We start from the raw sequence: 18,637 nt of genomic DNA on the forward strand, positions 1-18,637 counted from the left end.
ACCCGGAACGGACTGCTGGGCCCGGTCACGATTCGTCAATGAATTTGACTCTGCGCGACAAGCCTGACAACCTTCCGCGCGTGTCGCTCGTCCGCTCCGCCGGCCTCCAACGGTTCCGCGAGACGGTCGAAGGGCTGGGCGGCGACCCGGTCTCCTTCGCCTGGCAGGCCGGGCTCCCCGTCGACGCCCTCGACAGCCCCGAGCTGCTGATCGAGGACACCGCCCTGGCCGCGGTCCTGGAGATCGCCGCGGTCGGCCTGCGCTGCCCCGACCTCGGCCTACGGGTGGCCGCCGCACAGGACCTCAGCATGCTGGGTCCGCTCGCGGTGGCCATCCAACACTCACCGTCGGTCCGCGACGCGCTCGAGTGCACCTCGCGATACATGTTCGTGCACGCCCGCGACCAGCACATCGTGCTGATCGACGACCCGCGCGGCGCACCCGGGGTCAGGGGCCTGCGCTACGTCTTCGGCGCCGGGGTGCGCCCGCTGCCGCAGGCCACCGACATGGTCGTGCTGTTCCTGCACCGGGCCGTGACGTTCCTGGTCGGCGGTGGATACGGGTTGCGCTCGGTCGACCTGCCGCACGAGCCGGTCGCACCCCGCAGGCGTTATGAGGAGGCGTTCGGCACGACCGTCCGGTTCGGCCGTCCCGAGGCGATGCTCCGCGTGCCCGCGAGTCTGCTGGCCCGCCCCCTGGAGGGTGTCGACGCGACCCTGCGCGGCCTGGCGCTGGCGTTCCTGTCCCGGCAGGCGCCCGGACCGGGCACACCGGCCGCCGCCCGGGTTCGCGCCGTCCTCGCCCAGGCGCTCGGCACCGGCTCCACCGACCTGGCCGGCGTCGCCCGCGCGCTCGCCGTGCATCCACGCACCCTGCAACGGGACCTGGCCGCGGAGGGCAGGTCGTTCGCCGAGATCCTGGACAGCCTGCGCCGGTCGCGCGCCCGCACCTATCTGACCACCACCGACATGCCCGTCGCCCAGGTGAGCCGCCTGCTCGGGTTCGCCGAGCAGGCCGTGCTGACCCGCTGCGCGCGGCGGTGGTGGGGCAGGAGCCCGTCATCCGTACGCCGCGAGGCCCGTCAGCGGTAGGTCAGCAACCGCTGGTCGGCCTCGACGTGGGAGTGCTCGTTGTACGTCGACATCCACAGTCCACGCCGCCCGGAGACCAGCTTCGTGACGCCGGTGTTGACCGCGACCCGGTTCAGCGAGCTCCACACCACCGCCAGCGTCGCCGCGTCGGCCGTCATCCCGGCGGTCAGCATCGCGACGGCCAGGGCGATCGGCCCGCCCGAGCTGACCACGACGATGTCCCGGTGCTCCCGCAGCAGCTCACCGGCCCGTTCCAGCGCGCCGGTGACCCGGTCGCGGAAGGCCGGAAACGACTCGGCGTACTCGGCGTCGAACCCGCCGGACGACCATCTCCCGGTGGCCGCCTCGAAGATCTCCTGGAAGGCGCGGCCCGGCTGCTCGTGACCCGCGATCTCCTCGCGGTAGAGCGGCCGGTGGATCGCCACCACCTGCTGGAAGTCGAACTCGTCCCAGCCGGCGTCGACGGTCACCGGGATGCCCGGTTCGCCGAGCCCGGCGAACAGTCCGGCGACCGTACCCTCGTGGCGGCGAAGTGACCCGCGCAGCACCAGGTCCGGTTTGACGCCGCGCCGCGCGAACGACTCGCCGAGCACCCGCGCCTGTTCGGCGCCGAGCGTGGACAGCGCGTCGTAGTCCTCCGCGCCGAACGACGCCTGACCGTGCCGGACCAGCAGAAGCCGCCCCACCGTCTACCTCCCTGCCCGCGACGAAGCCCGCGACGAAGCCCGCGACGAAGCCCGCGACGAGGCCCGCGACGAAGCCCGGCGGATGATCCGCCGGCATCGCGCCTCGAGCATGAGGCACGCTACCCAGTAGTGCCGGAAGGCCGGGTTGGTGGTCTGCCGGTGGTGGTATCGGTAGTAGATCTGCTGCACGATCACGGCAAGCCGGAACAGCCCGAAGACCTCGTAGAACGCCCACTGCCGATCGGACAGCTGGATGCCGCGGCGGGTGCGGTAGTAGTCGACCACCTCGCGCCGGCTCAGCATGCCGGGCGTGTGCGTGGGCTGGCGGCGGAACGCCCGGAACAGCGGACCGTCGTCGGCCTGCACCCAGTACGCCAGCGCGCCCCCGAGATCCATCAGCGGGTCGCCCGGCGTGGCCATCTCCCAGTCCAGCAGGGCGACCGGCCGGGTCGGGTCGTCCGGGTCGAACACCACGTTGTCGAACCGGAAGTCGTTGTGGATCAGGCAGGTGCCGGAGTCGGCGGGCTGATTCTCGGTCAGCCACGCCATCACCTTCTCGAACGAGCCGACGTTGCGGGTACGCGCCGCCCGGTACCGCCTGCTCCAGCCCTCGACCTGACGGGACACATATCCCGCGCCCCTGCCGAGGTCGTCGAGGCCGGTCGCCGCGGGGTCGACGGAGTGCAGGTCGATGAGCAGGTCGAGGACCCGGGTACACAGCTCCCGGGTCCTTTCCACCGAGAGATCGGCACCGAGCTCCCGCCGCGGAATGCTTCCGGCCACCCGTTCCATCACATAGAACGGCGACCCGATCACCGACTCGTCCGGGCAGTACGCCACCATCTCCGGGACGTAACCGAAGACCGGCTTCAGCGCGGACTGGATGCGGTACTCGCGGCCCATGTCGTGGGCGCTCGCCGCCTTCGTCCCGGCGGGAGGCCGGCGCAGAATCAGGTCGCGGCCGGGGTATCGCAGCAGGTACGTCAGGTTCGACGCGCCACCGGTGAACTGCTCGACCTCGGGAACGCCCTGCACACCGGCGTTCTCCGCGAGCCAGGCCGCGGCGGCCGCAACGTCGAAGGCGTCCTCGGCGCGAACTCTCACACCATCCTCCGCACCGCCGACAGCGGCAGCGCCCGCATCGCCCACCCGATCGGCACCCACGGCCACGCGGGCACGTACGCCTTGATCTTGCGTTTCTCGATCGCCGTGACCATCGCGCGAACACCGGTGGGCGTGTCCACCATGAACGGTGTCTTCTGCGTGACGTGCTCGTTCATCTCCGAGCGGATGTAGCCCGGGAAGATCACCGACACGTCCACACCGCGGATCCGTTCCGACCGGACCCCCTCGGCGATCGCCGCGACGCCCGCCTTGGTCGCCGCGTAGGTGGTCATCGACCGGCGCATGCCCCGCAGCGCCGACATCGACGAGATCAGCACGAGATGCCCGCGCTGCTGCGCCCGGAAAATCTCCAGCGCCGCCTCGGTCTGCGCGAGCGCGCCCACGAAGTTCACCATCGCGGTGGCCCGGTTCGCGTCCCATCGCCCGGAGCCCAGCGGCGCGCCCTTGCCCAGCCCCGCGTTCACGATCACCCGGTCGATACGGCCGAACTCCTCGGCGAACTCCCGGAACACGCCGAACACCGCCTCATCGTCGGTCACGTCCAGTTTGCGAACGCTGACCCTCGTCCCGGTCAGCTCGCTCCGCAGCGCTTCCAGGCGGTCGGTGCGCCGGGCACACAACGCCAGGTCGTAGCCGAGCGCCGCGAACTGCCGCGCCATCTCCTCGCCGAGCCCCGCGCTGGCTCCGGTGATCAGGACGACACCCTTGCTCATCACTTCACCTCGTCCAGCTCGCCGCGGCGGATCTTGGCGCCGAGCGCGAACATCTTGCGGTCATAGAGCGCGCGAGCAAAGCGTTTGGTCCATGCCGCGACGCGGCCTGCTCTGTCGGGCGTTATCAAAAATGTACGGGAATCCAAGCTCTTGATGACGTTGGCAGCGATCTCGTCGGCTCCCAGTGGCGCCTTGTTGATCAGCCGGGCGGCGACCTGCTCCATCATCGGGTCGTCGCCGGACATCGACGCCGCGAGGTTCGTCCGGAAGAACGTCGGGCAGACCACTGACACGTTCACACCCCACGGCCTCAGCTCGTGCCGCAGCGTCTCGGAGAGCGCGACGACCGCCGCCTTGCTCGCGTTGTAGGAGCTCATCGCGGGCGGGTGCAGCAGCCCGGCGGCGGAGGCGACGTTGACCAGGTGGCCACTCCCCTGCTGTTTGAACAGCGGCGTGAAGGTGCGGCACCCGTTGACGACGCCGAGCACGTTGACGCTCAGGACCCGCTGCCAGTGGTCGGCGCTCAACCGGTCGATGCGGCCACCGGCGGCGATGCCCGCGTTGTTGACCAGGACGTCGAGGCCGCCGAGGTCGTCGCGTACCCGGTCCAGCGCCAGCGACCAGTCCTCCTCGGCGGTGGTGTCCAGTCGCTGGAAGACCGCGCCCGCCGGCAGTGACTCCGGCTCCTTCAGGTCGGTGACCAGCACCCGGTCGCCGCGGGCGGCGAAACGGGCGGCGAGGGCGGCGCCGAGGCCCGAGGCGCCGCCGGTGATCAGGACTCGGCTCATCGGGTTGCTCCATGCTGTGCGAGTTCGATCCGCGCGATGACACCTCGGTGCACCTCGTCCGGGCCGTCGGCGAGGCGGATCGCGCGGGCGGCGGTCCAGGCGGCGGCGAGCGGGAAGTCGCTGGAGAGCCCGGCGCCGCCGTGTATCTGCATGGCGAAGTCGATGACCTGCTGAGCGACGTTCGGCGCGGCCACCTTGATCTGGCTCACCTCAGACATCGCGGCTCCCTCGGTGTCGAGCTTCCATGCCGCGTGCAGGATCAGCAGCCGCAGCGAGTTGATCGCAATGCGCGCCTCGGCGATCCGCTCCCGGTTGCCGCCGAGGTTGGCGAGGGGCTTGCCGAACGCGGTCCGCGACAGACCGCGCTCGCAGGCCAGGTGCAGCGCCCGCTCGGCGAGCCCGACCAGGCGCATCGCGTGGTGGACCCGTCCCGGGCCGAGGCGACCCTGCGCGATCTCGAACGCCCGCCCGGGCCCGTCGATCACGTTGCTCAGCGGGACGCGTACGCCGGTGAACGACACCTCGCCGTGCCCGAACGGCTCGTCGAAGAAGCCCATCGTGTCGAGCATGCGCTCCACCCGCACACCGGGGGCGTCGATCGGCACGAGAACCATCGAGTGCCGGGCGTACCGGTGCGCCTCCGGGTCGGTCAGGCCCATCACGATCAGCACCGCGCAGTCCGGGTGGCCGACGCCGGTGGTCCACCACTTGCGCCCGTCCAGCACCACCTCATCACCGTCGACCACGGCGGTGAGCTCCATGTTCGTGGCATCCGACGACGCCACACCCGGCTCGGTCATGGCGAAAGCACTGCGGATCCGCCCGTCCAGCAGCGGATCCAGCCAGCGCTCCCGCTGCTCCTCCGAGCCGTACTTCAGCAGCACCTCGGCGTTGCCGGTGTCGGGGGCGTTGCAGTTGAAGACGTACGGCGCGAGGTGCGACCACCCGGTAGCCTCCGCTACCGGCGCGTAGTCGACGTTCGACATCCCCACGCCGTACCTCTCCTCGTGACCGGGCGGCAGGAAGAGATTCCACAGCCCCCGATCCCGCGCCTTGCGCTGCAACTCACGCACCTCATCGGGTACGCGCCACCGGTCGCCACCGGCCCCCCGCAACTCCCGCTCCACCGGCTCGATCTCGTCACGAACAAACGCCCGCACCGCCTCGGTGACCGCCGCGGCACGCTCGGACAGGCTGAAATCCATACGACCAAGCTAGGCCGTCGGGCCGCCGCCGAATTGATCGCACACGACAGCCATTTGATCCTCGACGACGCCCGACCTGTTCCGGGCCGTCACCCGGCCCGGCGAAGCATCTCGTCCAGCCGCGGATCGGCCATGAGTTCCCGCACCTCCTGAGCGGTACGGCAGCCACCGGCAATCTTGGCCGCCCACTTCAGCGCCTCCTCCCGCGAACCCACCTCGACGACCACCAGCCCGCCGATGACCTCCTTGGTCTCCGGGTAGGGCCCATCCGTGACCACACCGTCCACGCCCACGATGCTTGCCCGCTGCCGCTCCAGCCCACCCGCGAACACGAACACCCCGGCGTCGACGGCCTCCTGGACAGCCGCATGCGCGGTCTCGGCCACATCGGGCAGATCCTCCGCGGAGATGTGATCCATCGCCCCGTCATCGAACGAGATCAGAAAACGCGCCATCCCAGGACTCCCTCATCCCGGCGGCCTCAACGGCCGCCCCTGACCCACTCCACGAACGCCAGTCCCCGAATCCGACACCGGACCGGAACAAATTACCCACCCAGCGCCTCCACTCACCGCACGGCGGCGCTTCTTCCCCGGCAGGGATACTGGCGGGCATGGATACGGCGGCGCTGATGCGGGCGAGACGTGCGGGCGAGGCGCTCGAGTACATTCGCGCGCACGCCGACGACGGTGAGCTCGCATCCGAGCACTGGGTGGCGCGACTCGTGGCCGCCGAAGGTGACCTGCCGCTGCTGACCCGGCTGGCGTCGGCAAGCCCTGTCTCCGCCGCCTATCTGGCGGAACTTCTGGTCGGCAGGTATGGACCCGGCGACGCGGAGACCCGGCTGCGTGCGGCGATGGCCGGCGCGAGCTGGCCCGCGGCCGAGCGGATGGCGCAGGGCTGGCGGGCGCCGCTGGCCAACGGGCTCTACGCCTGCGGCTACCGCGACCGGGCCATGGCGCTGCTGGACGACATCGCCGCCGAAGGGCGGGTGCTGGAGGCGTTCTGGGCGACCGCGCTGTTCCGTGATCGCTGCGTGCAGGACCCCGATCCGGCCATGCTGGACCGGTTCGTAGCGGTGTTCCACGAGCTCGAGGAGTACGCGACCCCGGCGCTCCTGCTCGCCGACTCCGGTGACGTGGCACGACTGCGGCAGATGACGTTCACCGAAGGTCAGGCCGGCTGGTTCGCCGCCGTTGCTCTGCGCGACCTCGTCGGCGACGAGGGCCTCGCCGAACTCGCCGTCCAGGGCAGCGCAGGCGCCGCGACCAAGCTGGTGGAGGACCTCTGGCGCAGGAGGGACGTCGCGGGCCTGGCGCGGCTGAGCGAGGCCGGCGTTCGCGAGGCCGCGGAACGGCTGGAACGGTACGCGAATGAGCAATCGGTACACGGTCCGATCTCCGGGATGCCCACCGAGGCTCTCGAGTGGGTGGCGGTGGCGATCGGCAGTGGTGTTCTGGGCAACGCCGCCTACCAGGGACTGACCGAGCTGGTCACCCGCACCTGGAAACGCCTGCGCCCGGCGGTGCCGGAGGCCGCGCCGGCACCGGCGCCCGCACCCCGGCTGCGCGGCGAGGCGGAGGCGTTCCTGCTGGCCTGCACCGCTGTCCACGACTACTGCGTGCGCAGCGACGCCGCGATCCCCGATTTCGGGACCGTCACCTACGACGCCGTCCACGGCGGCGACGACCGATGGTCGTTCACGATCCGGGAGCGCGCGGGCCGCCGCTTCCAGGTCCGGGTCCCGCCGCTCGCCGGCGACGACACCACCCCCAATGTCGTGATGGTCGCCCTCCGGCGCTAGGCTCGGCGTACGAGTTGATGTCCCAGTCCGACCTGTCTGGCGGCTCGCGGTGTTCTCACCGTCGGAGTTCTCGCCTTGCGTACAGGTCAATTGCTCGGTCTTCCGGGCGCACTGAGGTTCTTCGTTCCCGCCGCTGTCGCCCGCTTCGGTGTGGCCATGAGCGGTCTCGCCGTGTTCTGGGCGGTTCTCGGATCGTCCGGGTCGTTCGCCGGAGCCGGTGCCGCCACCGGCGCGTTCGCCGTCGCTGACGCGGCGGCCGGGCCGCAGGTCGCCCGGCTCGTCGACCGCTGGGGTCAGCGCCGGGTCGTTCCGTTCACCGCCGGCCTGTTCGCCGCCGCGGCGGTCGCGCTGGTCCTGGCCCGCGGGTCGGCCACGGCCGGTGTCCTCCTGGCCGCGCTGCTCGGCGCCACCGCCCCGCCCGTCGGCGCCCTCTCCGCAGCCCGCTGGCGCACGCTGGGCGGCGGTACCGCGGCGCTCTCGCTCGAAGCCGCCCTCAACGAGGTGACGTTCCTCATCGGACCGGTCCTGGTGTCCGCGCTCAGCGCCACGCGAGCCCCGTGGGCCGGCCTCGTCCTGGCCGTCTCCCTGACGGCGCTGGGACTGGCCGGCATGCTCACCGCCAGGGCCACGGAGCCCGCGCCCGGTGGCCGGCCCCGCGGTGCCGTCGTGGACCGCCGTCTGCTGACCCGGCCGATCGCCGTCCTCTTCGCCGTCAACCTCACCCTCGGCTTCTTCTTCGGCGGTATCGGCGTGGCGATCACCGGGTTCGCGCTGGCACACGGCGCCGGCTCGCTCGCCGGTCTGATCACCGGGGCCGGAGGAGTGGTCAGCCTGGTCGCCGGGATCGCCTACGGGAACCTCCGGACCGCGCCGCCGGTGGCGACCGGCGCGAGCCTTCTCATGACGGCCGGATGTGCGGCGCTGGCGTTGACCCCCGGCGTGCCGGCCATGTTCGCCGGCTACGCCGTGGTCGGCGGGTGTGTCGCCCTGGTCCTGATCCCAGCGGCCGTGCTGCTGCAACAGGCCACCCCGGCCGAGGTCTACACCCAGGCGATGACCTGGATGAACTCGGCCAGCGCCCTCGGCATCGCCACCTCCGCGCCGCTGGTCGGTGCCGTCGTCGAGCACCATGGCTGGGCGGCCGGCTTCGTGGTGCTGGCAGCACTCACCGCCGGTCTCCCGCTAGCGTTGCGATATGCAAGATCGTGAGGATGAGGTACGGGACCGGATCCACCGAGGGCTGCTCTACACCGAGTCCGAGGCCTCCTTCCAGAATCCGCTGCGCCGCGCCGATCTGGTCTTCGAGTACAACCAGACCCGCCCCGCCGACACGGAGCGCCGCCGTGAGTTGCTCGAGCAGATCCTCGGGTCGGTGGGTGCCCGGACGGTGCTGCTCTCGCCGTTCCACGCGGGGTTCGGCAGCAACGTGCACATCGGCGACGACTTCTTCGGCAACGTGAACCTGACGTTCGTCGACGACGTCGAGATCCGGATCGGTGACGGTGTGATGATCGCGCCGAGCGTCACGCTGACCACGACCGGGCATCCGATCCACCCGGAGCTGCGTGAGGACTTCCGGCGCTTCTCCGAGCCGATCGTGATCGAGGACCGGGTCTGGATCGGCAGCAACGTGGTGGTGCTGCCGGGCGTGCGGATCGGGTACGGCGCGGTGATCGGCGCCGGCAGTGTCGTCTCCCGGGACGTCCCGCCGATGACCGTCGCCGTCGGGGTGCCGTGCCGGGTGGTCCGGGAGATCACCGACGAGGACCTCAGGACGCGAGTGGCGGGCGCGGCGCGAACGAGCTCTCCGTGAGGAACGCCGCGCTGCCGTCGAACCGGTCCAGCCACAGGTCGTCACCGAGGTGCCGGACGAGGAACCCCGGGTAGTTGTGCGCCTCCAGCAGCACCGACCCGGGAACCGTCCCGGCCCGGGCGCAGAACGTGGCGTCGCGCCGGAACAGCTCGGTCCCGTCGTCCGGGCTCAGCCGCAACTGGAACGACATGTGCCGCAGGTAGCGGCCGTCCGCCGCCCGGAACGTGTAGCAACCCGGCTCGGCGAGCCCGCGGATCACCCGGAACGTGGCCGCCCGGCGCCGTGACACCGGGCCGGCCACGGTGATCGCCCGCAGCGTGCCCGGCTCGTCCGTCACCGTGACGAAGCGGCCGGGCGCGCTCACCGCCTCGAGCGACATCGCCGTGAGAGGAACCGCTGAGAAGCCGGCGACCGGGGGAAGGCTGCCGGCACCGGGGCGCGACGGAACCACGGCCGGCGCCGACCGGTCCCCGGCGCCGGTGCCGGCCGGCACCCAGTGAGCCCCGGCGCCGGGCGGCCGCGACTCGGGTGCCAGACGCGGCACCACAAGGACGACGGCCGCGACGGCCACCCCGGCGGCGAGGACCGCTGCGGCTCTCATCGGCGGCGGTCAGGCGACCCGGACGAGACGCCAGTTGTTGTCGGCGCTGCCGTTGTCGCTCTCCTGGACCACCTGGGTACCCCAGGTGGTGGAGGCGTTCAGCACCGCCAGCACCTTGCCGCTGTTGACGTTGCGGATCCGGTAGGAGCCGTCGCTGTTGGCGACCAGCGTCCAGCGGTGGTCGGCGGTGCCGTTGTCGGCCCACTGCAGGACACGGGCGTTGTCGGCCGTGGACATCTGGTCGACGCCCAGCACCTTGCCGCTGTTGACGTTGCGGAACCGCACGGCGCTGCCGTCGGCGACCTGGACCCACCGGTGGTCGGCGGTGCCGGTGTCACCCCAGACCACGGCCAGTCCGCCGTCCGCGGTGGACATGTCGCGTACGCCGATCACCAGCCCGGAGGCGGCGTTGACCAGCTTGTAGGCGACCTCGGCGGCGCCGGTGTTCCAGTAGACGGCGTAGTTGAAGCCCTGCGCGTCGTGGAACGGCCCGAGGTTCACGGTGGCGCCGTTCGCGGTGGCGGTGAAGGCCAGGCTGCTCGTGCTGGTCCGCGCGATCGACGAGACGGTCAGCGACGGGTTCGCCGACAGCGCCGTGTTGCCGTAGTTGCCGCACAGCACCACCGGCCCGTACGTGATCGCCTGCACCGCGGCGTTGTCGTTCGCCGCCTGCATGATCACGCGCATCGGCAGGCGTACGGTCAGCACGTCCCCCGCCGCCCACGTGCGCGTGAGGGTCGCGTAGCTCCCCGGCGTCGCCGTGACGCTCTGCGCCACCCCGTTGACCGCGAGAGTCGCGCCCGACGTCCAGGACGGGATCCGCACGCGGATGCTCCACGACCCGCTCATCGTCCCCGAGAGCGTCAGCGTCGTCGTGTCGCTGACCGGGTACGACGTGGACTGCGTGACGGTGATGCCGCGCTGGGTCCACGACAGCACCGACGGCGCGAACAGGTTCACCGTCAGCGTGGTGCCGCTGTAGAAGTAGATCGAGTCCATCAGCTTCGTGTTGGTCTCGACTCCGGTGCCCTGGCAGCACCAGAAGCTGTTGTAGTCGGTCGACCAGGTGCCGCCGCCCCACGCCGGCCCGACCCCGCGCCGCCCGCCGGCCCTGAGCGGGGTGAAGTACGTGACGTGTCCGTGGCTGTCGGCGGGGTTCTGCGCGCCGATCAGGTGGTTGATCAGCGCCCGCTCGTAGAAGTCGAAGTACGCCGCCCGGTTCGGATCCGTCAGCCACAGCTCGCGGGTCAGCTTGAGCATGTTGTACGTGTTGCAGTGCTCGCACGTGTCGTTCGTGAGGTACCCGGCGATGGCGTTCGGCGCGCGGAAGTGCTCGGCCTGGCTGTTCCCGCCGATCGCGTACGTGTGCGCGCCGGTCGTGATGTTCCACGCGTTGAGGGCGATGTCCCGGTACCGCGTCGTGCCGGTCGCCTTGTACTCCCGCGCCGCGCCGATCCACTTCGGCACCTGCGTGTTCGCGTGCAGGCCGTTGAGCTGGTCGGAGTTCGAGGCGAGCGGGTTGAACACCGCGGCGTGGTCGAACCGCTGCGCCGCGGTGAGCCACCGGCTGTCCCCGGTCTGCTGGTAGACGTCGGCGAGAACCTCGTTCATGCCGCCGAACTCGGTGCCCAGCATCGCCTGCATCTGGCTGCTAGTCAGCCGCGCGGTGCGGGTGTCGACCCACCCGGCGAGCCGCAGCAGCACGTCACGGGCCTGGGTGTTGCCGATCAGCCGCCACACGTCGAGCAGGCCGGCGAGCGTCTTGTGTACGCAGTAGTACGGCACGTTGCCGTTGGACAGCGTCCGCGCTTCGAGAGCGGTGAAGTCCGACTCGGGGAACCCGGAGAGATATCCGTTCGAGGCCTGGCACTTGGCCAGTTCGGCGACCATGTAGTTCGCCTTGTCGCGGCAGGCGGTGTCGCCGAGCACGGCCCACGCCTGCGCCCACGCGGTGAGGAAGTGTCCCTGCATGTGTGTACGGAACGGGAACGACGGCGCGTCCCAGCCGCCGGTCGCCGCGGCGCCGCCGGTGGACAGGCCGTGGTTGGCCCGGAAGTTGTAGAGCAGCCGGTCGACGTCGACGAAGCGCAGGTAGCTCAGGGTGCGGCTCTGGTTGTCCATCCACCGCCCGGCGCTCAGGCGCACCTGGCCGAGGTCGAACGCGTACGCCGAGACGCCCAGGTCGGCCCGGACCGGCGGCACGACCGCGGCCTCGGCCGCGCCGCCGCTGATCGTCGTGACCGTGGTGGCGAGCGCGCCCGCCCCCGCCGCCTGCAGGAGGAGGCGACGGCTGATCGGATGCGAAGTCATGAAAACCCCTCTGTTAGCGCTAACAATTGATGCGCCGGGCCCGGGCAGGCATTCAGATGCGGCTATGTTGCCAGATCGTTTCGATCAGCTCAAGGGGATGTTTCTCGTCGAAAAATCGGTTATGCGGGCGCGCATCGCGGAGTCTTGTTCACGACCACATGCGCCGTCCCGCGCCAGGTTCCGGAACCGCAGTCACCTGGCCCGGCCACCCTGCCACGTGGTGGACTGGACTCCCCGCTCCGCCCGTCCCCCCGGAGCCGCTCATGAGAACTCGCCGCGGATTTTTCGCGCTCTTCGCCGTACACATCATGGGTTTGATCTTCATCTGGCCCGGACCGGCCGTCGCTGCCCGGACCAGCCTGCGCGCCGCCGACCCCAGCGTCCTGCGTGTCGGCGGCACCTACGTCGGGGTGCAGGCGGTCGGCAGCGGCATCGTGGTCCGGCAGGCGACCTCGCCGGACGGGCTCGCCACCGCGACCACCCGCCAGGTCTGGACGGACACCGGCAACCTGGGCGAGGTCTGGGCGCCGGAGATCCACGTCGACGGTGGGCGCTACTACATCTACTTCACCGCCGGGCGGGGCGCCGCACACCGGATGTACGTGATCAGCTCGGCCACCGCCGCCTCCGGATACACCGCGGCTACCCGGATGGCGCTGCCCGACGACAGGTGGGCCATCGACGGCACGATGTTCGTCCTCGACGGCCGGCGCTGGTTCGTCTGGTCCGGATGGGCCGGCGACACCAACGTGGAGCAGAATCTCTACATCGCCCGGATGAGCAGCCCGACGGCCACCACAGGACCGCGTTTCATCATCTCCCAGCCCCGCGAGAGCTGGGAGCGCGTGGTCGGCAACCCGTTCATCAACGAGGCGCCGGAGGCGATCCGCGACCCGGACGGGCGGCTGCACATCGTGTACTCCGCGAACGGCAGTTGGAGCAACCAGTACTGCCTCGCGGAGCTGCGCCTGCGAGCCGGCGGCGACCCGACGTACGTCTGGGACTGGTACAAGTCGAACGGCTGCCTGTTCGGCTCGAACCGGGCCACGATGATGTCCGGCTGGGACCCGACGCTGTACGCCGACGGGCCCGGGCACCACACGTTCGTGCTGCTCAACGGGGATATCGCGACGAGCCCGCCGGCCGGCCCGCGCTTCCCGTTCATGTACCACGCGGTGGCGAAGGGCACGCCGTACGCCTGGGCGAACCGCTACTGGTACACCGGGACGTTCGTGTGGTGGGGTAACACGGCCTACACGCGGGCGAACGTGCCGGGGCCGACGAGTGACACCGGGTTCAGCCTCAAGTTCCTCGAGTAGGCGCCGATCGGTGTGCGGTGCTCCTCCGCGCCTATGCCATCGCCGCCGGCCTCCTGGTGGCGACGTACCTGGCGTGGCCGTACGACCTGCGGCACTGGCCGTTCCTGATCGTCACGCTCGGGACCCAGGCCGCGGTCGTGGCCGGGCTGCGCCAGGCGCCGCGCGGCGCGCACACCCTGGTGGATCATGTTCGCCGCCATGGTGTCCTACAACATCGGCAACGTGATCTGGATCTGGCTCGTCACCGTCGAGGGCCACGCGACCGGAGACGGGTCCGTCGCCGACGTGTTCCTGAGCGGGGCCGGAGTGCTCGTTCTCGCCGGCGCCGGCACGCTGGTGATCCAGCGCGGCCGGCGCGACGTCGGGGGCCTGATCGACGCGGTGATCACCGGCATCGCCCTGTCCGGGCTGCTCTGGACCGCCGTGCTGCTGCCGGTCCTGGACGCCCGTGACGCGCCGGACAGCCGGAAGTTCGCCGTCTTCCTGAACCTCTTCGTGCTCTCCGGCGCGCTCGGCGCCCTGGTACGCGTGTCGCTGCTGGCCGAGGAGAAACTGGCCTCGGTCCGGCTGATGACCGCCGGCCTCGGTCTGGCGATGCTCGGCAACGTGACGGGCGAGCTGGCACTCGACGCGAACGGCGTCCGCGCCGACTGGACGAACGGCGTCTACCTGGCCGCGTACGCCGCCTTCGGCCTCGCCGCGCTGCACCCGTCGGTGGGCGCGGTGACGACCCGCAGCCGCCACCCCGACGACCACCTGACCCGCGCCCGGCTCGCCTTCCTCGGCCTGATGCTGGCGATCCCGTCCGTGGTCGGTGGCGGTCGCGCCCTGCTGCACCTGCCCGTCGACGGCGTGCTCATCGCCGTCTCGGCGGCCGCCCTCACCCCGCTCGTCATGATCCGCATCGCCCGCCTCTCCGCCGCCCGCCGCGCCGCCGAGCAGGCCCTGCACCGCCTGGCCACCCGGGACGCCCTGACCGGCCTGCCCAACCGGGCCTCCTGCCTGGACCGGCTCGCCGCGGAACTGGCGGCCGGCGCGGACGGCCTGGCGGTCCTCTTCGGCGACCTGGACGGCTTCAAACCGGTCAACGACCGCCTCGGTCACGCGGCCGGCGACGAACTGCTGGTAGCGGTCGCGTCCCGGCTGCGCGGCTGCGTCCGGGAGGGCGATCTGGTGAGCCGCTTCGGCGGGGACGAGTTCGTGATCGTCTGCCGGGGCGCGGACGCCGTGGAGACGGTCGCCGAGCGCATCCGGGAGATGCTCGCCGGCCCGCTGACGGCCGGCGGCGAACAGGTCCGGGTCGGCATGAGCATCGGCGTGGCACGAGCCCGCGCCGGCGTCACGACCGACGAGCTGATCGGTCTCGCCGACGCCGCCATGTACGAGGCGAAGAAGGCGAAGTCGATCGGCGCGCTCAGCCTGGTGTCAGCCGCCTGAGGCGCCCTGCCGCGCTTCGAAGAAACGCCGGACGTCCTCGACGGACTCGCGCCGTACCCGCATGTACTCGTCATCGATGATCGCCCGTACGTCGGCCAGGACATCGGTTCGGGGCGCCGACTCCTCGGAGTTGACCAGGCGGGCACGCGCGACCAGGAAGCGCTGATCGATCTGCAGCAGCGACTCGTAGACCGTCGGGCGGCGGAACGGGAAACTGGCGATCAGCAGGGACGGCATCAGCCAGACGGACGCGAGCAGGAGCAGCAGTGTCAGGTGCACGGCCCCGACCGACCGATATCTCTCGCCGAGTGCCGACAGCGCGCTCAGCCTCGTGAACAGGCTGATGTCCCGGTTGCCGGCCTCGAAAGCCGCGAGGTCGGCGGCCTGCCGGGTGTGAACCTGCTCCAGTTGGGCGCTCGCCGCGTCGAGACGGGTCTGTGCCGCCTCGGTCTGCCGATGGAGCAGGGCCGCACGGGGACCGTATCCGGCTGCCCCGGTCGGGCCGACTCCGGTGATCTCGGCGGCGAGGTCGCGCTGCGCCTGGGCGAGGATGACGTTGCTCTCGTCGAAGTTCTCCGTCGCCTCCACGAGAGCGGGTTCGGCCTGCTGCTTCTGCTGGTACTCGATGCGCTGGGACAGCTGGTTCGCGGCGATCTCGGCGTTGATCTCCGTTGTGAAGACGCGCAGCACCAACGGGGTCGCGACCAGCAGGGCCAGGATCGTTCCGAAGACGATGGCGGGGACGGTGCGCAGGATCCGCGACAGGGGCGACAGTGTCGACGAGACGTTGATGACCTGCAGCCGCTCGAATCCGACGATGAGCGCGGCGAAGGCGACCGCGATCAGCCCGCGCATGACGTTCTGGATCCCGGCGGCGCCCGCCGCTTCGAAGGTGGCGATCCCACCCATCACGCTGGTCAGGAAGATGGCGGCACCGAGCGTCCGGTACCGCAGCTTCTCGCTCCGCGGTGACTGCCGCAGGACGGTCGCGTCGGCGCCCGCCAGCCACCACAGGACACGGCTGAGAACGGACTCCCGGTCACTGCGCGGCGTGTCCGCGGGCCGGCCGGCGTCGTTCGACGGGCCGGGCGGATCCTCGTTGTGCCACACCATCGCGTCGGGCTCAGTCGTGCCCCGGGCCTCAAGCCTGGCGACGAGGGCCGGCGAGCCGCCGAGCAGCCGCACGGCCTCGACGAATTCTCCCGAGATGGGTTCGCGTTCGCTCATGTCCACCCTGCCCTAGTCGTGGCTGTACTGTCGCCAGCCGACCGGGGGCGACCCCAGCGCGTCGACGGATCTGGCGAGGTCGCGAAGTATCTTCTGGACACTGGGATCGCCCAGCTCCGCCTCCGTCAGCGGCGCGTCGATGCACACGCAGCCGGTCAGCCTCCCGCCGCGGTCGTAGATCGGGAACGCCGTGATCCCGGCATAGTTCTCGGTCCTTATGAGCTCACCCCACGACAGCCCGAACCGCTCGTCGGCGGGTAGCGCGGTCCAGGCCCGCTCGCCAAGCCGTAACGCGTCGTCGAAGGTGGTCGTCCAGTGCACGGTGCGGCCCTGCCGCTGTTTGACCGCCATGCCGACGACACCCTTGCCGGGCTTCCACGACGGATTCACCATCGACGGCACCGAGCCGATCCGGATACCGCCGATGTTCGTCAGGCGCCGCCACCGCCAGAACCCGCGAAGCTGGAAAGCGTGCGCGCCGACGCGTTCCCACGGCGGGCTGTACTTTCTGACGAGGATGATCAGCGCGGCGCTGAGAACAGCCCGCATCTCCCCTTCATAAGCACGTATCTTCCGCAGCTGCACCAGGCCCACTGTGGCGCGAACGGACTCATCCACCGCGACCAGGGCCAGCAGGAGAACCGCGCCGTAGAGGACGAGTGGCGCCTCGTCCCAGGTCTTCTTGTCGGGAAGATCGAGCTGGGCAAGGGTCACCGCGGCCACCGCCGCGGAGACGGCCAGCGGCCGTATCAGTCTCGCAGCCAGGAGCACCACGTCATCCTGGCGTGCGCGATCGTCTCCGGCCAGTGGCTTCTCCGCCTATAGAGGGAAGCTGATCGGTCAATGATCCCGGCGCCTCACCACCGTCACCGCGAGCGCGATCGAGACGGCGGCCCACACGGCGTAGACGGTCCATCCGCCGGCGGGGGTCCACGGGTAGGGCTGGTCTCCGAATTGGATGTCGGCGATGCGCAGCCACGCGCGGTAGGGGGTCGCGTGGGAGAGCAGCGCGGTGGCGTAGAGGTCCTCGCCGAGGGCGAGCGGCAGCAGCATGAAGGCCAGGACGAAGGCGGTCAGTGTGCCGATGCTGTGGCGTACGAGGATGCCGAACGCCATGGCGACCAGCGCGGTCAGCGGCGCCAGCAGGACGGTGGCGAGGACTTGCTCCGGCACGCCTGGGTCGGACAGCTCCAGGCCGGCACCCTTGCCGTCGAGGATCGTCTGGGTGGCGAGGAAGGAGCCGACGCCGACGATCAGGCCGTATCCCGTCGTGACGGCGAGCAGGACGAGGAGTTTCGCCGCGATCACGGCGGCCCGGGAGGGCACCGCCACGAAGGTGGTGCGGATCAGGCCGGTGCTGTACTCGCCGACCACGACGCCGGCGCCCAGAGCACCGATGGCCAGCATGAGCGCCAAACAGGACGAGGGGGTGAAGGCGTCGGACATCGCGTACCTCGTGAAGTCCGCGCGGGCGTCGGCCGAGAACCTCTCGAAGTTGGTGAGGTCGTTGTAGGCGGACCAGCAGTTGACGGTGAGAATCGTGAGCGCGCTCAGCAGCAGCGTCCAGGTGGTCGAGCGCAGCGACCACCATTTCATCCACTCGGCGACGAGAAGGTCACGGAAGTGCGCGGTCACGGATTCTCTCCTGTCGCTCGCATGAAGGCGTCCTCCAGGGAGGCGGTCAGCGGGGACAGCCGGTGCAGCGGGACGGAACTCGCGAACGCCAGGTCGCCGATCTCCTCGGCGCTCATCCCGCTCACCGACAGCTCGCCGTCGTCGCGACGCCGCACGGTCCCGCCGGCCCCGATCAACACCTCGGCCAGCGTGCCGGGGTCGGGCGTGCGCACGGTGACGGACGAACGTGTGCCGCGAAACCGCTCCAGCGTCTCGGCCGCGATCAGGCGTCCCCGGCCGATGACGATCAGGTCGGTCGCGGTGTGCTCCATCTCGGACATCAGATGGCTGGAGACGAACACGGTGCGCCCCTCGGCCGCCATCCGGTGGAAGAGCCCGCGCACCCACTTCACGCCCTCGGGGTCGAGACCGTTCAGAGGCTCGTCGAACAGCAGCACGGGCGGGTCACCGAGCAGCGCGCCGGCTATCCCGAGCCGCTGCCGCATCCCCAGCGAGAAACCCTGGACGCGCCGCTTCGCGACATCGCCCAGCCCCACCTCGTCAAGAAGATCGCGTACGCGAGTCGCGCCGATGCCGTTGGTGCGGGCCAGCGCGGTGAGGTGGTCGAGGGCACTGCGTCCCCCGTGCACGTCGCGCGCGTCCAGCAGCGCGCCGGCGTGCCGCAGCCCGCGGGGAAGCTCCCGGTAGCGCCGGCCGCCGATCGTCGCCGTGCCGCTGCCCGGCTCGCACAGACCCAGGAGGATCCGCAGGGTCGTGGTCTTCCCGGCACCGTTGGGACCGAGAAAGCCGGTCACCCGCCCGGGTCGCACCGTGAACGTCAGGTCGTCGACCGCCACGGCGTCCCCGTAGCGCTTCGACAGCTTCCTCACCTCGATCATGTGAC

18 protein-coding genes are annotated in these 18,637 nt (G+C 70.8%); 6 read left to right on the forward strand and 12 right to left on the reverse strand.

Going from position 1 to position 18,637, the window contains the following annotated elements; translation table 11 throughout:
* The first annotated feature begins 38 nt into the window (after nucleotides 1-38).
* Nucleotides 39-1,091, forward strand: a complete 1,053-nt coding sequence (locus AB0M02_RS37605; RefSeq protein ID WP_364236058.1) for an AraC family transcriptional regulator — start codon at nucleotides 39-41, stop codon at nucleotides 1,089-1,091.
* Here AB0M02_RS37605 and AB0M02_RS37610 read toward each other — a convergent pair.
* The 6 genes from AB0M02_RS37610 to AB0M02_RS37635 all read right to left on the reverse strand — a co-directional run bounded on the left by AB0M02_RS37610 (nucleotide 1,082) and on the right by AB0M02_RS37635 (nucleotide 6,063).
* Nucleotides 1,082-1,777, reverse strand: coding sequence for a histidine phosphatase family protein (locus AB0M02_RS37610; protein ID WP_364236060.1), 696 nt, complete (start codon nucleotides 1,775-1,777; stop codon nucleotides 1,082-1,084). The genes AB0M02_RS37605 and AB0M02_RS37610 overlap by 10 nt on opposite strands.
* Nucleotides 1,778-1,780: 3 nt before the next feature.
* Nucleotides 1,781-2,881 (reverse strand): phosphotransferase family protein, encoded by a 1,101-nt coding sequence (locus AB0M02_RS37615; RefSeq protein WP_364236062.1) that lies wholly within the window; start codon nucleotides 2,879-2,881, stop codon nucleotides 1,781-1,783.
* On the reverse strand, nucleotides 2,878-3,615 hold the full coding sequence (locus AB0M02_RS37620) for an SDR family oxidoreductase (protein WP_364236064.1): 738 nt from the start codon (nucleotides 3,613-3,615) through the stop codon (nucleotides 2,878-2,880). Before AB0M02_RS37620 ends, AB0M02_RS37615 begins: the two co-directional genes overlap by 4 nt.
* Entirely contained in the window at nucleotides 3,615-4,403 is a 789-nt protein-coding gene (locus AB0M02_RS37625) for an SDR family NAD(P)-dependent oxidoreductase (protein WP_364236066.1), read from the reverse strand. Before AB0M02_RS37625 ends, AB0M02_RS37620 begins: the two co-directional genes overlap by 1 nt.
* Nucleotides 4,400-5,608, reverse strand: coding sequence for an acyl-CoA dehydrogenase family protein (locus AB0M02_RS37630; protein WP_364236068.1), 1,209 nt, complete (start codon nucleotides 5,606-5,608; stop codon nucleotides 4,400-4,402). Before AB0M02_RS37630 ends, AB0M02_RS37625 begins: the two co-directional genes overlap by 4 nt.
* Nucleotides 5,609-5,697: 89 nt before the next feature.
* A complete protein-coding gene (locus AB0M02_RS37635) occupies nucleotides 5,698-6,063 on the reverse strand; it encodes a YciI family protein (RefSeq protein ID WP_364236070.1) in 366 nt (121 codons plus the stop codon).
* 158 nt (nucleotides 6,064-6,221) lie between these two features.
* On the opposite strand from AB0M02_RS37635, the gene AB0M02_RS37640 reads away from it, so the two are divergent.
* The 3 genes from AB0M02_RS37640 (at nucleotide 6,222) to AB0M02_RS37650 (ending at nucleotide 9,225) form a co-directional block, all read left to right on the forward strand.
* Nucleotides 6,222-7,412 carry a hypothetical protein gene (locus AB0M02_RS37640; RefSeq protein ID WP_364236072.1) on the forward strand — a complete coding sequence of 397 codons (1,191 nt, stop codon included), beginning with the start codon at nucleotides 6,222-6,224 and terminating at the stop codon, nucleotides 7,410-7,412.
* A gap of 90 nt (nucleotides 7,413-7,502) precedes the next feature.
* Nucleotides 7,503-8,621, forward strand: a complete 1,119-nt coding sequence (locus AB0M02_RS37645; protein WP_364236347.1) for an MFS transporter — start codon at nucleotides 7,503-7,505, stop codon at nucleotides 8,619-8,621.
* Nucleotides 8,608-9,225, forward strand: coding sequence for a sugar O-acetyltransferase (locus AB0M02_RS37650; RefSeq protein WP_364236073.1), 618 nt, complete (start codon nucleotides 8,608-8,610; stop codon nucleotides 9,223-9,225). The genes AB0M02_RS37645 and AB0M02_RS37650 overlap by 14 nt, the downstream gene beginning before the upstream one ends.
* On the opposite strand, the gene AB0M02_RS37655 is transcribed toward AB0M02_RS37650, so the two are convergent.
* Nucleotides 9,182-9,826, reverse strand: a complete 645-nt coding sequence (locus AB0M02_RS37655; protein ID WP_364236075.1) for an AbfB domain-containing protein — start codon at nucleotides 9,824-9,826, stop codon at nucleotides 9,182-9,184. The genes AB0M02_RS37650 and AB0M02_RS37655 overlap by 44 nt on opposite strands.
* Before the next feature lie 9 nt (nucleotides 9,827-9,835).
* Complete coding sequence (locus AB0M02_RS37660; RefSeq protein ID WP_364236078.1) at nucleotides 9,836-12,136, reverse strand: beta-L-arabinofuranosidase domain-containing protein; 2,301 nt, start codon at nucleotides 12,134-12,136, stop codon at nucleotides 9,836-9,838.
* Between the two features lie 263 nt (nucleotides 12,137-12,399).
* Here AB0M02_RS37660 and AB0M02_RS37665 point away from each other — a divergent pair, with 263 nt between their 5' ends.
* Both AB0M02_RS37665 and AB0M02_RS37670 read left to right on the forward strand, forming a co-directional pair.
* On the forward strand, nucleotides 12,400-13,455 hold the full coding sequence (locus AB0M02_RS37665; RefSeq protein WP_364236080.1) for a glycoside hydrolase family 43 protein: 1,056 nt from the start codon (nucleotides 12,400-12,402) through the stop codon (nucleotides 13,453-13,455).
* 186 nt (nucleotides 13,456-13,641) lie between these two features.
* On the forward strand, nucleotides 13,642-14,892 hold the full coding sequence (locus AB0M02_RS37670) for a GGDEF domain-containing protein (RefSeq protein WP_364236083.1): 1,251 nt from the start codon (nucleotides 13,642-13,644) through the stop codon (nucleotides 14,890-14,892).
* Here the strand turns inward: AB0M02_RS37670 and AB0M02_RS37675 are convergent.
* The 4 genes from AB0M02_RS37675 to AB0M02_RS37690 form a co-directional block, all read right to left on the reverse strand.
* A complete protein-coding gene (locus AB0M02_RS37675) occupies nucleotides 14,881-16,119 on the reverse strand; it encodes a DUF4407 domain-containing protein (RefSeq protein ID WP_364236086.1) in 1,239 nt (412 codons plus the stop codon). The two genes, AB0M02_RS37670 and AB0M02_RS37675, sit on opposite strands and share 12 nt — an antisense overlap.
* A 12-nt stretch (nucleotides 16,120-16,131) precedes the next feature.
* The gene (locus AB0M02_RS37680; protein WP_364236089.1) at nucleotides 16,132-16,842 is read right to left on the reverse strand and encodes a hypothetical protein; all 711 of its coding nucleotides are present in this window, start codon (nucleotides 16,840-16,842) and stop codon (nucleotides 16,132-16,134) included.
* Between the two features lie 117 nt (nucleotides 16,843-16,959).
* A complete protein-coding gene (locus tag AB0M02_RS37685; RefSeq protein WP_364236091.1) occupies nucleotides 16,960-17,754 on the reverse strand; it encodes an ABC transporter permease in 795 nt (264 codons plus the stop codon).
* Nucleotides 17,751-18,632, reverse strand: a complete 882-nt coding sequence (locus tag AB0M02_RS37690; protein WP_364236094.1) for an ATP-binding cassette domain-containing protein — start codon at nucleotides 18,630-18,632, stop codon at nucleotides 17,751-17,753. The genes AB0M02_RS37685 and AB0M02_RS37690 overlap by 4 nt, the downstream gene beginning before the upstream one ends.
* Nucleotides 18,633-18,637 lie beyond the last annotated feature (5 nt).

This window comes from Actinoplanes sp. NPDC051861 (assembly GCF_040681145.1).
Taxonomy (GTDB): Bacteria; Actinomycetota; Actinomycetes; order Mycobacteriales; family Micromonosporaceae; genus Actinoplanes.

What these genes read in the sequence shown, in the direction of transcription:
- AB0M02_RS37605 (WP_364236058.1), top strand. Translation starts at nt 39, where the DNA reads ATGAATTTGACTCTGCGCGACAAGCCTGACAACCTTCCGCGCGTGTCG.
- AB0M02_RS37620 (WP_364236064.1), bottom strand. Translation starts at nt 3,615, where the DNA reads ATGAGCAAGGGTGTCGTCCTGATCACCGGAGCCAGCGCGGGGCTCGGC.
- AB0M02_RS37625 (WP_364236066.1), bottom strand. Translation starts at nt 4,403, where the DNA reads ATGAGCCGAGTCCTGATCACCGGCGGCGCCTCGGGCCTCGGCGCCGCC.
- AB0M02_RS37630 (WP_364236068.1), bottom strand. Translation starts at nt 5,608, where the DNA reads ATGGATTTCAGCCTGTCCGAGCGTGCCGCGGCGGTCACCGAGGCGGTG.
- AB0M02_RS37635 (WP_364236070.1), bottom strand. Translation starts at nt 6,063, where the DNA reads ATGGCGCGTTTTCTGATCTCGTTCGATGACGGGGCGATGGATCACATC.
- AB0M02_RS37640 (WP_364236072.1), top strand. Translation starts at nt 6,222, where the DNA reads ATGGATACGGCGGCGCTGATGCGGGCGAGACGTGCGGGCGAGGCGCTC.
- AB0M02_RS37650 (WP_364236073.1), top strand. Translation starts at nt 8,608, where the DNA reads ATGCAAGATCGTGAGGATGAGGTACGGGACCGGATCCACCGAGGGCTG.
- AB0M02_RS37655 (WP_364236075.1), bottom strand. Translation starts at nt 9,826, where the DNA reads ATGAGAGCCGCAGCGGTCCTCGCCGCCGGGGTGGCCGTCGCGGCCGTC.
- AB0M02_RS37660 (WP_364236078.1), bottom strand. Translation starts at nt 12,136, where the DNA reads ATGACTTCGCATCCGATCAGCCGTCGCCTCCTCCTGCAGGCGGCGGGG.
- AB0M02_RS37665 (WP_364236080.1), top strand. Translation starts at nt 12,400, where the DNA reads ATGAGAACTCGCCGCGGATTTTTCGCGCTCTTCGCCGTACACATCATG.
- AB0M02_RS37670 (WP_364236083.1), top strand. Translation starts at nt 13,642, where the DNA reads ATGTTCGCCGCCATGGTGTCCTACAACATCGGCAACGTGATCTGGATC.
- AB0M02_RS37675 (WP_364236086.1), bottom strand. Translation starts at nt 16,119, where the DNA reads ATGAGCGAACGCGAACCCATCTCGGGAGAATTCGTCGAGGCCGTGCGG.
- AB0M02_RS37690 (WP_364236094.1), bottom strand. Translation starts at nt 18,632, where the DNA reads ATGATCGAGGTGAGGAAGCTGTCGAAGCGCTACGGGGACGCCGTGGCG.